Annotated in this window: 11 protein-coding genes; 5 read left to right on the forward strand and 6 right to left on the reverse strand. The window is 69.3% G+C overall.

Annotated features, from left to right (window positions below; translation table 11 throughout):
* A partial coding sequence (locus tag Mco01_RS38280; protein WP_239104231.1) for a GlxA family transcriptional regulator occupies positions 1 to 973 on the reverse strand: 973 nt, incomplete at its 3' end.
* A 435-nt stretch (positions 974 to 1,408) separates the two neighbouring features.
* Here Mco01_RS38280 and Mco01_RS38285 point away from each other — a divergent pair.
* Positions 1,409 to 2,464, forward strand: a complete 1,056-nt coding sequence (locus Mco01_RS38285; RefSeq protein ID WP_204061720.1) for a methyltransferase — start codon at positions 1,409 to 1,411, stop codon at positions 2,462 to 2,464.
* Between the two features lie 29 nt (positions 2,465 to 2,493).
* Here the strand turns inward: Mco01_RS38285 and Mco01_RS38290 are convergent, their stop codons facing one another.
* The 4 genes from Mco01_RS38290 to Mco01_RS38300 all read right to left on the reverse strand — a co-directional run bounded on the left by Mco01_RS38290 (position 2,494) and on the right by Mco01_RS38300 (position 6,085).
* Entirely contained in the window at positions 2,494 to 3,336 is an 843-nt protein-coding gene (locus Mco01_RS38290; RefSeq protein WP_204061721.1) for a GNAT family N-acetyltransferase, read from the reverse strand.
* Positions 3,321 to 3,650, reverse strand: coding sequence for an SbtR family transcriptional regulator (locus Mco01_RS40430; protein ID WP_372445029.1), 330 nt, complete (start codon positions 3,648 to 3,650; stop codon positions 3,321 to 3,323). Before Mco01_RS40430 ends, Mco01_RS38290 begins: the two co-directional genes overlap by 16 nt.
* Positions 3,553 to 4,467 carry a hydroxyquinol 1,2-dioxygenase gene (locus Mco01_RS38295; RefSeq protein ID WP_204061722.1) on the reverse strand — a complete coding sequence of 305 codons (915 nt, stop codon included), beginning with the start codon at positions 4,465 to 4,467 and terminating at the stop codon, positions 3,553 to 3,555. The genes Mco01_RS40430 and Mco01_RS38295 overlap by 98 nt, the downstream gene beginning before the upstream one ends.
* A 271-nt stretch (positions 4,468 to 4,738) precedes the next feature.
* A complete protein-coding gene (locus Mco01_RS38300) occupies positions 4,739 to 6,085 on the reverse strand; it encodes a DUF3533 domain-containing protein (RefSeq protein ID WP_204061723.1) in 1,347 nt (448 codons plus the stop codon).
* A gap of 101 nt (positions 6,086 to 6,186) precedes the next feature.
* On the opposite strand from Mco01_RS38300, the gene Mco01_RS38305 reads away from it, so the two are divergent.
* The 4 genes from Mco01_RS38305 to Mco01_RS38320 all read left to right on the forward strand — a co-directional run bounded on the left by Mco01_RS38305 (position 6,187) and on the right by Mco01_RS38320 (position 12,106).
* A complete protein-coding gene (locus tag Mco01_RS38305; RefSeq protein WP_239104232.1) occupies positions 6,187 to 6,783 on the forward strand; it encodes a TetR/AcrR family transcriptional regulator in 597 nt (198 codons plus the stop codon).
* Positions 6,784 to 6,955: 172 nt separating this feature from the next.
* Complete coding sequence (locus Mco01_RS38310; RefSeq protein ID WP_204061725.1) at positions 6,956 to 8,110, forward strand: EfeM/EfeO family lipoprotein; 1,155 nt, start codon at positions 6,956 to 6,958, stop codon at positions 8,108 to 8,110.
* Positions 8,107 to 9,315: a Dyp-type peroxidase gene (locus Mco01_RS38315; protein ID WP_204061726.1), complete on the forward strand. Its 1,209-nt coding sequence runs from the start codon at positions 8,107 to 8,109 to the stop codon at positions 9,313 to 9,315. Before Mco01_RS38310 ends, Mco01_RS38315 begins: the two co-directional genes overlap by 4 nt.
* Before the next feature lie 211 nt (positions 9,316 to 9,526).
* Entirely contained in the window at positions 9,527 to 12,106 is a 2,580-nt protein-coding gene (locus tag Mco01_RS38320) for a metallophosphoesterase (protein WP_204061727.1), read from the forward strand.
* A 126-nt stretch (positions 12,107 to 12,232) separates the two neighbouring features.
* Here Mco01_RS38320 and Mco01_RS38325 read toward each other — a convergent pair whose 3' ends face one another.
* On the reverse strand, positions 12,233 to 12,667 hold the full coding sequence (locus Mco01_RS38325; RefSeq protein WP_204061728.1) for a nitroreductase/quinone reductase family protein: 435 nt from the start codon (positions 12,665 to 12,667) through the stop codon (positions 12,233 to 12,235).
* Between the last annotated feature and the right edge of the window lie 163 nt (positions 12,668 to 12,830).

The raw sequence follows: 12,830 nt of genomic DNA on the forward strand, positions 1-12,830 counted from the left end.
AACCGGCGTTGGCGCGGCGGGCCGTGCCGAACCGGCGTTGGTAGGCGGCGGGGCTGATCGACAGCTTCCTGGCGAAAACCCGCCGCATGCTCTCGTAACTGGGGAATCCGGCGAGGGTCGCGGCCTGCGTCGCGGTGTGTCCCTGGTCGAGCAGCGCCCTGGCCAGGTCGAACCGGATGTTCTCCACGTAGCGGGCCGGTGTCGTGGACAGCTCGTCGCGGAAGAGCCGGGTGAGGTGCCGGGTGCTCACATTCAGGTGTTTCGCGAGCTCACCGAGCGAGTGGTCCCCGCCGGGGTTCGCCGTCACCAGGTCGGTGACCGTGCGGAGAGCCGGCGAGCGGGGCGGCGGTCCCTGCAGCGGCGCCGAGAACTGGGACTGGCCACCCGCACGCTGCATGTACACCACCAGGGCGCGGGCGACATCGCGCGCGAGGTCGGGCCCGTGGTCCTCCTCGACGAGAGCGAGCGCCAGATCGATGCCGGCCGTCACCCCCGCCGAGGTGTACGTGGCGCCGTCGCGGACGTAGATCGCGTCAGGCTCGACGTGGCAGGTCGGACACCGGGCGGCGAGCTTGTGCGCGACCTTCCAGTGCGTGGTCGCGCGCTTGCCGTCGAGGAGGCCGGCGGCGGCGAGGACGAACGCCCCCGTGCAGATCGACGCGACCCGGCCGGCCACGGCCGCCGGTGTCCGCGCGGCGTCCGCCAGGTCGCGGGGGACGCGGCTGCGCGGATAGAGATCGGACCCGGCCACCAGTAACGTGCCGAAAGCCGGCTCCGAGGAGACGGCGCCGTCGACCGCGATCCGGACCCCGAGGCTCGACGTGACGTCCGCCCCGGTCGGCGACAGCAGCATGATCCGGTAGTCGGCGCCGAACCGGTTCGCCTCCTTGAACACCTCCGCGGGACCGGCGACGTCCAGCAACGTCACTCCGTCGTAGACGAGGATCCCGACACGATGAGGGCGGGCGTCCACCGCTCCGGCCCCTCCGGAGCCGGAGAGGCCAGAGGGGCCGGAGCCGGATCCGCGCGGTGACCGGCCGGGCCCCGCCGGCACTGACCGCCCTCGGGCCGGCGACGCAGGAGGCATGGACACCGTTCATTGGTAGCACACGGTCACCGGAGATCACGGAGGCCCTCGTGGGCGGGGCCGCCCAGCCGGCACCCGTTGTGGAGCAGGGCGGGAATGGCGTTCTGTCCGGATATAGGTGATTCATGGCCGAACAAAGGCGGCGCCGCGGGCCGATCCGTCAGGAGTATGGAAGCCGGACAATGCAGTCCATACCTCCCGGAAGGGCCGGCGGTCATGCCGCATCGCGGGGCTGGAGGTCCCAGGCAACAGCGGCGGTCGCCGATGCGACCCGAGCGGCCGTCGCCTGTCCCGCGGCGATGAGACGACGTACGGAGCACCATGAAGGAAACACCAGAGGCGGCGTCAGGACGCGAGGACGCGGCCCTTGAGCAGGAGCGCGTCTTCGGCACCCTGCTCCAGATGATCACCGGTCACCAGGTGGCGCAGATCGTCCGGACGGCGGCGGCCCTCTCGATTCCCGACCATGTCGCCGCAGGGGCACGTACGGCCTATGAGGTCGCCGAACGGGCATCCACCCATCCGGCCACGACCTACCGGCTGATGCGGGCGTGCGCCTCGATCGGGCTGCTCGCGTACGAAGGGCACGGCAGGTTCGTCACCACCCCGATGGGAGAGTTGCTGCGCGAAGGCGTCCCTGGTTCGCTGCGCGACACCACCCTGCACCTGGCCGGCTACTCGACCTGGGTGAGTTGGGCGCACCTTCCCGACGCCGTACGCGAGGGCAGGACGCAGGTGTACAAGGCGCTGGGCATGGACCAGTTCACCTACTTCTCCCAGCATCCCGAGGAGGGCGACGCCTTCGCCTCCAGCGGGTCGAGCATGTCGGAGGTCGTGGCCGTCGAGGCCGTGAACATGCTCGACCTCTCGGGCGTCTCGACGGCCGTCGACGTGGGCGGTGCCAACGGCCGGCTCGTGCTCGGGCTGATGCGGGCCAATCCCGCACTGCACGGCATCGTCCTGGATCTGCCGCATGTGACCGTCGCGGCTGCCCGTGCCGCCGAGGACCTCGGCCTTTCGGACCGTTTCAGCGCGATGGAGGGCGACTTCTTCGACGAGGTGCCCGCAGCGGACCTGTACCTGCTGAAGTGGATCCTGCATGACTGGGACGACGAGGCCTGCGTTCGCCTTCTTCGCAACTGCCGTGCCGCCGCCCGGCCCGGAGCGCGCGCCGTCGTCGTCGAAATCGTGCTCGGCGAGGTCGGTACGCCCGACTTCGGCGCCGTGGCGGACATGAACATGCTGTCCGTCACCGACGGAGGCCGGGAACGACACCTGCACGAGTACGACGCCCTGTTCACGGCCGGCGGATGGCGCCGGGTCTCTGCCCGGCCCACACGCTCACCACTGTGGATCATGGAACTCGAGGCCGTCTGACGCCATCCCGTACTCGGGCGTTCCGCCGGTCAGGGCTGGAGGATCCGATAGTCCGAGACCGGCCGGTAGCCGATGCGCTGATACAGCCGGTTGCTCGTCGAGTTCCCGAGATCGGTGAAGAGGAGTACGTGTGCCGCGCCGGCCTCCTGGGCGGCTCTGGAGACGGCCATGGTGACAGCGGCCCCGTAGCCGTGCCCGCGGTGCCGGGGCGGGGTGTAGACGGGGGTGATGCGTGCCATGCCGGACACGACGGGGGTCGTGGCGGCCATGGCGACCGCTTCGCCCTCGACCTCCCAGACTCGCCACCCCTGTCGGGCTATGCGTTCGTCGATGAACGTGTCGAGGTCCGCTCCGAGAGACCCGGCTTCCGCGACGAAGCTCGTGCACCAATGATGCAGAAGGTCGCGATCCCCGGCGGTCGCCACGCGAGGTTTCCCCGGAGGCACGACGCGCGGCGGGACGACCTGGTCCAGACGGTACAGGCGCAGGTGCACTCTGCTTTCAGGGGCGGATCCCGTGGCCTCCTTCCATGCCTCCGAGAAGAGGCCGATCGTCGCGTCGTCAGCCATCAGCCCGCTGAAGGGCCGGTCTCCGGCGGAGAGCAATCGGGCCAGGCCTGTACCTGCGGCGTCGGAGAGACGACTCGCCGCGAGCAGCTGCGGCGGCATCCAGACGAAGGCGGCCGTAGTACGGCTCTCCCCCCGGTCTCGCCACCATCCCAGAACCGCGGGCGGCGTCGCGCCGCCCGAGCGAAGGCGCTCAATCGTGTCGAGTCCCGACAGCATCATGGTGTGCAGATCGGGACGCGACGCGACGAAGGCTCCCGCCTCGGCACGAAAAACGTCAGGACTGTCCGTTATGGACCAGGCCATGGATCAGGTCTCCCAGTCGTCGGCAGCAGCCTATCGGTGGGCTGCCGTTCACCTGATTCGGCGGCGGTCGCGATCGCGTTGAGCAGGGCCAGCAGGTCGGCCATGCGCAGGTCGGCACGTACCTCGCCGGCCTGCTTGGCCGCGTCCAGCAGGGCGGTGCCGGGCGCGTCGACCGCCTCGTGGGCAGCGGTGATCAGAGCGGAGTCCTGGCGACGACTATGCCATGAGCGCGCCGTAGTCGACGGACTGGCCGGGAGCCAGGACGACGTCGAAGCGGACCCGGGCCCACCGCCTGCCCCGCAGGTCCCGCCCATCCGGGGTCGGCTCGGCGGCGGAGTGGTGAGACCAGTCGTGAACCAGTGAGTCCTTCACGCCGAAGACCGAATCCTTGTCGAGCAGTTCGTCGCCGCGGACGAAGATGTGGGTGACGAGGGTGCGGTAACCGGGAGCGCTGACCATGAAGTGCAGGTGAGCCGCCCGATACGGGCTGCGCCCGGTGGCCTGGAGGAGGTCGCCGACCGGCCCGTCGTCCGGGATCGGGTAAGGGGTGGGAAACAGGCCCCAGAAGCGGAACTCGCCGTTCTCGTCGGCGAAGAGGCGGGCCCGGCCGTAGACGCGGCCGTCGTGGTGCTGCACGTCGTAGTGGCCGTCCTCGCCGGCCTCCCACACCTCGATGCGGGCGCCGGGGATGGGCGCACCGCCGACGCTCTTGACGGTGCCCTCGACCCAGGCGGGCTCGCCGGGAGCTCCGCCGGAGATGTCACCGCCGTTTTCGATGTGGGGGGCGTCCTGGGCGAAGAAGGGGCCGAGCACGGTCGCCTCGGTGGCGTTCCCCGCGGCCTCGTTGTTCACCGCGACGGTCTGCATGGAGACGCCGAGCACGTCGCTGAGCAGCACGAACTCCTGTCGGTGCTGATTGGTCATGTGGCCGACCCGGGTGAGGAACTCGATCGCGGCGTTCCACTCGGGCTCGGTGAGCCGCACCGTGCGCACGAAGGTGTGGAGGTGCGTCACCAGCTCCTGCAGCAGGTACCTCAGGCGCTCGTCGGGGGTGTGCTCGAACGAGCCCAGCACGCGGGCGAGGAGCTCTTCCTCCCGGGCGCTCTGCTCAGGCGAGATCTGGCTGGTCATGGTGGCGGGCTTCCTTACACGATCTGCTCGCCGGCCCAGGCGGCACGGATGACGCCTTCCAGGTCGGACACGGTCAGGAGTCGGACGGCGGCACCGTGGGCAGGACCGGTTCCGCCGCCTGGGGGATGCCGGGCGCGCGCGATCGGAGCGGTCGTCGGCGTGTCTTGACCGTCACGGCGAGCGGCAAGCGGGGCCTACCGGCGATCTTATCCAGGGACATGTCTCGACATCGTCTGGCGGCCACCTGAAACCCGCTTCTCAGGCGGAGCGATCACGTGAGGATGAAGTCCTGGTTCACGGGGGCGGCGGGGCTGAGCAGTAGACGTGAGGCGGCCGGCTGCCGGCCGGGGGCGCCGGCGACGACGATGGCGAAACCGTGGTGGAAGCCGGTGGCCGCGTACTCGCCGTTCTGGTCGGTACGGGTACGGACCAGTTGGCGCCCGCGCGGGTCGGTGACCGTGATCGTGGCCGACAGTGGCTCTCCGGCGAGACCGCTGACTCTCCCGGTCAGTATCGGCAGTTGCTCGCCGAAATGGTGCCGGTGCGGGGGGAGGGCGACCGGCTCAGGAAGCTCCACGGTGGGATCCTCCGGGGGAGGCGCGGGGACGGCTCCCGTAATGCCTGCCTGTGCGTCGCGTACGAGCTGCCGTAGGTGCTTGAGGTACCCGAGCACGATGAGAGCCGCCCCTGTCGCGATCCAGGCGCAGAGCACCGCGGTGGGCCGGCCCAGTTGCCGGTAGTCGAAGTAGTCGGCAAGACGCAGGGCGTCCGCGGCGTTGCCCATGGGCAGGACGGGGTGGAGGAAGCGGAAGAAGCCGTTGAGCAGGTCGACGGGGACGGTGCAGCCACTGGAGGGCACGCCGAGCAAGAGGAAAAGCGTGACGGCGGCCCCGGGGAAGAACGGGCCGAGAAAGGGGACGAACCCGTACGAGGTCAGAGACACGGCCTGCGTCAGTAGGAACAGGTACAGCAGCGCGAGCGGATGCTGCGGGATCGCGTCCATCCCGTAGGCGCCCGTGAGGTAACAGGCGAGGGCGGCGACGGCGCCGCCTCCCATCATCGTGGCCACATGCGCCCGACGGCTGAAGCCCACCGCGCGCTGCATGGCGACCACCAGGAAGTAGGCGGGGAGAGTGCAGGCCATCAGGAGGTACAGCGGGCTGATGCCCAGGCTGTCTCCCGGCCTCGTCGAGACCAGCTCGTGAAAGGCGAGGCCGGCGCCGGCCTTCTGAACCGCGGAGGTGAAGACCTGGCGGACGAGCGATTCCATGGCGGCGCCGTCCGCCTTGGCGCCGTACAGCTGAGGATGGTGCGCCGCCGGGACGAACGCCGCCACCGCGTCGTGGTTCAGGACCTCCGCGCGCGCCTCGGCCGCGGTACCGACCGGCTGGAGGGTGAAGCCGCCCGGGACGGCCGCGTCGAGCTGGGACTGCAGCTGCGCCGTCGTGGGCGGCGGGGCGGCGACCGCGACTTCGATGTGATGCGGCGTGGGGTTGTGGAAGGCCAGCAGAAAGGAGAAGAGCAGTCCGGTCAGGAAGATCGCGGGGAGCCAGACCCCCATCGCGAGTGTCCGCGTGATCTCACCAGGGCGTTTCTTCTTCGCGTGCGCAGATGCCATGCTGCTCAGGTTAGCGATTACTGCATTCGTGCAACGATGCACCCGTGCAAACTTCTGGGTGAGTACGCTGGCCCCGCCGGTGGTGAGAGGACGTGATCGACATGCAGGGCGAAGTTCCAGGACTTCGTGAACGCAAGAAGGCCGAGACCCGTGAGGCCCTGCGCGCTGCCGCGATCCGGCTCTTCCTGGAGCAGGACCCCTCGACGGTGACCGTGAACGACATCTGCGAAGCCGCCCGGGTCTCCCGCCGGACCTTCTTCAACTACTTCGAGAGCAAGGAGGCGGCACTCTTCGCCTGGGACCAGCGCCTCACCGACGAACTCGCCTCCACGCTCGCCGCGCGGCCATCGCAGGAACCACCGCTCACGGCCCTGCGCCGGGCGATGGACGACACCATGCCCAGCTTCGCCGCACAGACCGGTTGGCATGCGCGCAAGGAGCTGTTCAGCGCGTCTCCCGAACTGAGGACCAAGACCCTGCACGCGGTCTTCCGCCTCGAGGACAGGCTCGCCGACGTCCTCACCGACCGCACCGGATGCCCGCCGGGCAGCCTCTATCCGCGCCTGCTCGCGGCGGCAACCGGGTCGATCTTCCGCTCGGCCTTCATCACCTGGAATCCGGAAACGGGGATCGAGGGCCTGAAAACGCTCATCGACCGAGCGTTCGACCACCTCGCCACCGGCCTCACCGCCCCCTGACCGTCAAGGGCGGCATGTCCCCGCTGATTCGTCGCCCTCTCGCCGCCAGGGAGAACACCGGATGATGGCCGCATGAATTTGCCGCCACGCGTCGCGTAATAGACCCTGATGTGCCGTATATAGCCACTAGCCTGTGCTCGCCCTTTTTGTGGTGATTCATCAGGAGACGATCGTGGATATCAGGCGGCCGGGCGCGGTGCTTGCGGCGTCGCTCCTTCTCGCGACCGGGTGCTCGGCGGCCGGCGCCGGCCCCTCGCCGCCCACGCCTCCTGCGGTCCAGATCTCCGCGAGCCACTGCGGCGAGGGCTGGACGAATCCGCAGGCCGGTCTCCAGACCATCATGGTCACCAACACCGGGGACGTCTCCTCGGGGGTCGATCTCATCGACGTGCCCGGCGGTGCCGTACACGCCGAGCTGGAAGGGCTGGCCCCGGGGGTGACCCGGCCCCTGCGGGTCAGCCTGGCCCAGGGGACGTACGCCATCCGGTGCGACGTGGACGAGCGGGACCTGGTCGTCGGGCCGTCCGTCAAGGTGACGGGGAACGCCCCTGGTGGACCGGCGACGGTCCCGATTTCCTCCAACGACCTGGTCGCCCCGGCGCAGGCGTACACCACGTACGTGACCGGCGGGCTGAAGACCTTGGTGACCAGGACCGAGGCGCTGACCAAGGCGGTGGACCGGGGGGACCTGGCCGCCGCGAGGAAGGCGTGGCTGCCCGCCCACCTGGCCTACGAGAGTCTCGGCTCCGCGTACGGCACCTTCGGCGACTTCGACGGCGCGATCAACGGACGCCCCGCGGGCCTGCCGGGGGACGTCCACGACACGAACTTCACCGGCCTGCACCGGGTCGAATACGGCCTGTGGCACGACGAGGCCGCCACGACGCTGCGCCCGGTCGCCGACCAGCTGTACCAGGACGTCAAGGCGCTGAGCGACGGCTTCCCCGGCGAGCGGCTCGACCCGGCCGCTCTCCCGCTGCGCGCGCACGAGATCCTGGAGAACACCCTCCAGTTCGAGCTGTCCGGACGATCCGACCAGGGCAGCGGAACCACGCTGGCCACCGCCGCGGCCAACGTCCAGGGCACCCGGGCGACCATCGGCGTGCTACGGCCGCTGCTCGAGGGCCGCTACCCCGGGCTGAAGCAGGTCGATGCCCATCTGGACCAGTTGGACGCGCTCCTCGGAGCGCAGAAGCACGGCGACACCTGGACACCGGTCGACCGGCTGGACCCCCGAGTCCGCAGAACCATCAACGGCGCGGCCGGCGAGTTGCTGGAAGAGCTCGCCCCGGTCGCCGAAATCCTCGTCCCGAGGCGGACACGATGACCGGCTACAACCGCAGGGCGTTCATGACCGGAGCGCTGGCCACCGGCATCGCCGCCACCGTCGCCCGTACCACGCAGCCGGCCGCCGCCGGCGCGGGCACACCGCCGGTACCTCCCTTCCACGGGCCGCACCAGGCGGGCATCCTCAACTCCCCCCGGCGCAGGACGGTCGTCGTGGCCTACGACGTCATCGCCGACGGCAAGGACGAGCTGACGGAGCTGTTCCGCACCCTCACCGGCCGGGCGCGCGCCCTGACCAGCGGCGGGGTCCCGCCGGAACCGGGCATCACCGCGCCGCCCGCCGACTCGGGCATCCTCGGGCCGGACGTACCCGGCGGGGCGCTGAGCGTCACCCTCGGCCTCGGCGCCTCCCTCTTCGACGACCGGTACGACCTGGCCTCCCGCAAGCCGGCCGGCCTGGTCCAGATGCCGGTCTTCCCCAACGACGACCTCGATCCCGCCTGGTGCCACGGCGACCTCAGCCTGCAACTGGAGGCGGACGACGACGACACCGTCCTGCACGCGCTGCGCGACATCGCCCGGCACACCCGGGGGGCGATGCAGATCCGCTGGCGGATGAACGGGTTCGCCAACCCACCGCGGCCGAGCGGCGCCCCGCGCAACCTCATGGGCTTCAAGGACGGCATCTCCAATCCCGACACCAAGGACGCCGCCGAGATGGACCGGCTGGTGTGGGTGCGGGACGACAAGCCGGAGACGGCCTGGGCCGCGGGCGGCAGCTACGTCGCCTTCCGGCTGATCCGCATGCTCGTGGAGTTCTGGGATCGGGTCGGGCTGAGCGAGCAGGAGCGGATGTTCGGCCGGGCCAGGGACACCGGCGCGCCGCTTGACGGCGCCCACGAGCAGGACGTGCCCCGGTACGAGCTGGACCCGGCGGGCAAGGTGATCCCGGTCACCAGCCATATCCGGCTGGCGAACCCGCGCAATCCGGAGACGGACGACAGCCGCATCCTGCGCCGCAGCTTCAACTACGACCGGGGCGTGGACGACGTGGGCAACCTCGACGTCGGGCTGATCTTCACCAGCTACCAGCAGGATCTGCACCGGCAGTTCGAGGCGATCCAGATGCGCCTGGTGGACGAGCCGCTGGTCGACTACATCTCGCCGTTCGGCGGCGGCTACTTCCTGGCGGTCCCCGGCGTGCCGGACGCGTCTAGGTTTTACGCCCAAAATCTAGTCATTTGAGCGCTCAGGGGTGGTTTGTCGGCGCAGCATCTGCCATGCGACCGTATGCGGCCATTGGTTACTTATTCACCCTCTCGTCCGACACGTGATCTAGTGTCCTGCCCGATTATTGCCGCGCGGTACCCAAAAAGGTGGATACGTGTCGTTCGCGAAGAGAGCAGTGTTGACACTTGTGGGGGTGGTTGCGGCGATCACCGCGGTCATCCCCCAGATGGCTCAGGCAGCGCCTCAGGCGGCCCAGGTGGCCCAGGTGGCCCAGGCGACAGGAGACGAGCTGGAGCGGATCACCCCGCCGGTGGACCCCGGCAAGCCGCCACAGGATCAGCTGGTCCTCGCCGTGATCGGCGACTACGGCGGCTGCGGTGTGGACCGGGCCTGCGCCTCGGAGAACCAGGTGGCCGACATGGTCCACTCCTGGAATCCCGCGTACATCCTGACCGTCGGGGACAACAGCTATCAGCAGGGTCGCCCCGAGGAGGTCGTCAAAGCCCAGGCGCCGTACAAGGCCGACATCGACGCGGGCAGGTTCTTCCCCATCATGGGGAACCACGACTACGGCAACGGCTGCACCCCGGAGAGCGTCCAGCCCAGCGTGGACTTCTTCAAGGTGCCGGTGGCGTACGTGGCCGGATTCGGCAACGGGCTGGTGGACTTCCTCAACCCGGACGTCAACTGCCAGACGTCGTCGGGCACCACGATGCCCGCCATCTACGACCAGTACAAGAACACGGTCGACGACAGCGCCGCCGCGTGGGTTCTCTCCGGCGGCCACCAGCCCATCTACTCCTCCGGCAAGGCGGGCAACAATCCGAACCGCGCGTGGATGATGACGCCGGGCGTCGACCTGATCCTGGCCGGCCACGACCACCACGCCGAGCACATCGTCACCTCCGACGGCTACAACATCGCGATCACCGGTAACAGCGGCGAGGGCATCACGCCCCTGTTCAGCACCGCTCCTGGCAGCCTCTACCGCGAGGCCACGGACTTCGGCGCGATGCGGCTGACCGTCACCAAGGACTCCCTGAAGGCCGAGTTCGTCACGCTGCCCGACACGGTCGACTACTCCTTCACTTTGAAGAAGGACGCCCAGGGCAAGGCGTACGTGGCCGAGCGCTCCGACTGGGTCGACCCGAACCCGGATCCCGGGCAGAGCCCGACCCCCAACAAGTACAGCGTCTCGTTCGACCTCGCGGCCGGCAAGACCGACGGACTGACGTACAAGCCCTACAGTGACGGCCCCTACGAGGAGACGACGGTCGACGGCCGGAAGGCGGTCGTCCTGAAGACGAACACGTTCGGCGGCGGCAACCAGCTGTACATGTTCGCCGACGACGCGGCGATCTCCGGCGGGCCGTACGCGGTCACGGCCACCTTCACCTACCGCTCTCCCGTCCCGGGCAAGTTCACTCTCCAGTACGACTCCGCGACGAGCGGCTCCGCGTACCAGAAGTCGTCGTCGGTGACGATCGGCGCCGACCAGGTGAACCAGTGGCAGACGACGACGATCGACATCCCCGACATCCGGTTCACCAACCGCCAGAACGGCAACGCCGACATGCGCCTGTCGGCGACCGGCGACCTCCCGCTCGCCATCTCCGGGGTGAAGATCGACGTCGTTCCGCCCAAGCCCACGGTGACCCATGTGTCCATGGACTTCTCCGGCGAGCCCAACGGGCTGAACTGGATGCCCTACGAGAGCGGCCCGGCCCACGAGATCACCGTCGACGGCCGCCCCGCCCTGCAGGTGGACAAGAACACCTTCAACAGCGGCAACAACCTCTACCTCGTGGTCGATGACAAGTTCATCCAGGGCGGGCCGTACGACGGCACGGCGACCATCGAGTACCGGTCTCCGGTGTCCGGCTCGTTCGTCCTTCAGTACGACTCCGCGGCCACCGGGTCGGCCTACCAGAGCACAACCCGGGTGAACATCACCGCCGCCCAGGTGAACACCTGGCAGACCGTGACGCTCGACATGCCGCAGGTGATGTTCCGCAATCGCCAGAACGGCAACGCCGACATGCGGATCGTCGCCGCCAACAACCTGCCCATCGTCATCGGGTCGATGGATGTCACCATCGCCGGGGGCGAGGACGAGGCGCTCGAGGACGCGGTGAACGCCGTCGCCGCCGCGGAGGCCCACCCGTCGGCCGAGACGGTCCAGGCCGCCGAGACCGCCATCGCCAAGCTCCCCGCCGGCCCCGACGCCGACGCGCTGACCCGGCGGCTCACCGCGGTGAAGGCCATCTTGGCGGCTCAGGACCTCACGGCCGCCCGGGAAGCGGTCGCCGCCGCGGAGGCCCACCCGTCGGCCGAGACGATCCGGGCCGCCGAGACCGCCATCGCCAAGCTCCCCGCCGGCGCCGACGCCGATTGGCTGACCCAGCGGCTCGACGTGGTCAAGGCGATCGTCCAGGCGCACGACCTGCTCGCGGGGATCGCCGCGCGCGACCTCACCGACCAGGCCGCCGTCGATGACGCCATCGCCGACCTGGCCGAGGCGAGGGCGATCATCGAACGACTGCCCGAGGATCAGCGCGGAGCCCTCCAGGACAGCGCCGCGGCTGTGCAAGGGCGAATCGTGGAGGCGATCACGGCCATCCTCGCCGCACCCCACCAGGGCAAGCCGGCTCCCATCGCCCGTCCCTGGCTCGACCTCGTGATCGCGGACACGTACGGCCGATACGGCAATGACACCATGCAGGGCCAGGTGATGCGGATCGTGGCCGGCCACGCCACCGGCACGGAGGTCAAGGCGGCGATCGAGGAGTTCCTCGCCAAGCGATGAGCCCTCGGGCGATCGGTGACAACTGACAAATCCATCGCGAACAGGCCCGGTCATCACCACCGGGCCTGTTCGTACGCGACGGCAGTTCTGGTAGGGGTGGCGTGGTCTGGCCTTGCGACAAGACCTCTAGTCGATCCGGAAGACGGGAAAGCCCGGAGCGATCGCCTTCACCTGTTCCTCGGACGCGTTCGCGGTGACTCCCTCGAAGAACCTTCCGACCTCCCAGCCCCAGCGCTTCAGATACGCCCGGAGAACGGCCGGCTTCTCGTCGTCGGACAGTTCGGTGGCGGTGAACGTTTCGATGCGGCGGCCCACGTGCAGCTCGCCGTTTCCAGCGACGCGCAGGTTGCGGACCCACTGGGTGATGCCTCGGGGTGCGACCAGGTAGCGCGAGCCGTTCAGGGTCAGCATGTTCACCGGCGTGGTGCGCCATTCGCCGCTGGACCGGCCGCGGACATACAGGATCCGGGAGCCCCAGAGGCTGATCCCGAGCCGGGTGAGGCCCGCGACCGTACGGTTGAACAGGTGATCCATGCGGGTCGGTTCGATGTAGCGGGTCATCGCCGGCTCCTCAGCAGAGGTTCCGAGAGCATTGCTCTCGCTTGAGAACAAGCATGCGTGGCAATCCGCTCACCGTCAAGAGCAGTGCTCTCTGATTTGTGCGCCGATCTCTAACCGGCCGCCGCGGCGGGACAGACCACGACCACACGCCGCTCGGTCACGA

Origin of the sequence: Microbispora corallina (assembly GCF_016863035.1) — a bacterium.
In the GTDB taxonomy this organism is placed as follows: Bacteria; Actinomycetota; Actinomycetes; order Streptosporangiales; family Streptosporangiaceae; genus Microbispora; species Microbispora corallina.

Bases quoted from the DNA above. Each gene is read 5' to 3' on its own strand.
- Mco01_RS38285 (WP_204061720.1), top strand. From the start codon at position 1,409: ATGAAGGAAACACCAGAGGCGGCGTCAGGACGCGAGGACGCGGCCCTT.
- Mco01_RS38290 (WP_204061721.1), bottom strand. From the start codon at position 3,336: ATGGCCTGGTCCATAACGGACAGTCCTGACGTTTTTCGTGCCGAGGCG.
- Mco01_RS40430 (WP_372445029.1), bottom strand. From the start codon at position 3,650: ATGGGCGGGACCTGCGGGGCAGGCGGTGGGCCCGGGTCCGCTTCGACG.
- Mco01_RS38295 (WP_204061722.1), bottom strand. From the start codon at position 4,467: ATGACCAGCCAGATCTCGCCTGAGCAGAGCGCCCGGGAGGAAGAGCTC.
- Mco01_RS38300 (WP_204061723.1), bottom strand. From the start codon at position 6,085: ATGGCATCTGCGCACGCGAAGAAGAAACGCCCTGGTGAGATCACGCGG.
- Mco01_RS38305 (WP_239104232.1), top strand. From the start codon at position 6,187: ATGCAGGGCGAAGTTCCAGGACTTCGTGAACGCAAGAAGGCCGAGACC.
- Mco01_RS38315 (WP_204061726.1), top strand. From the start codon at position 8,107: ATGACCGGCTACAACCGCAGGGCGTTCATGACCGGAGCGCTGGCCACC.
- Mco01_RS38320 (WP_204061727.1), top strand. From the start codon at position 9,527: ATGGCTCAGGCAGCGCCTCAGGCGGCCCAGGTGGCCCAGGTGGCCCAG.
- Mco01_RS38325 (WP_204061728.1), bottom strand. From the start codon at position 12,667: ATGACCCGCTACATCGAACCGACCCGCATGGATCACCTGTTCAACCGT.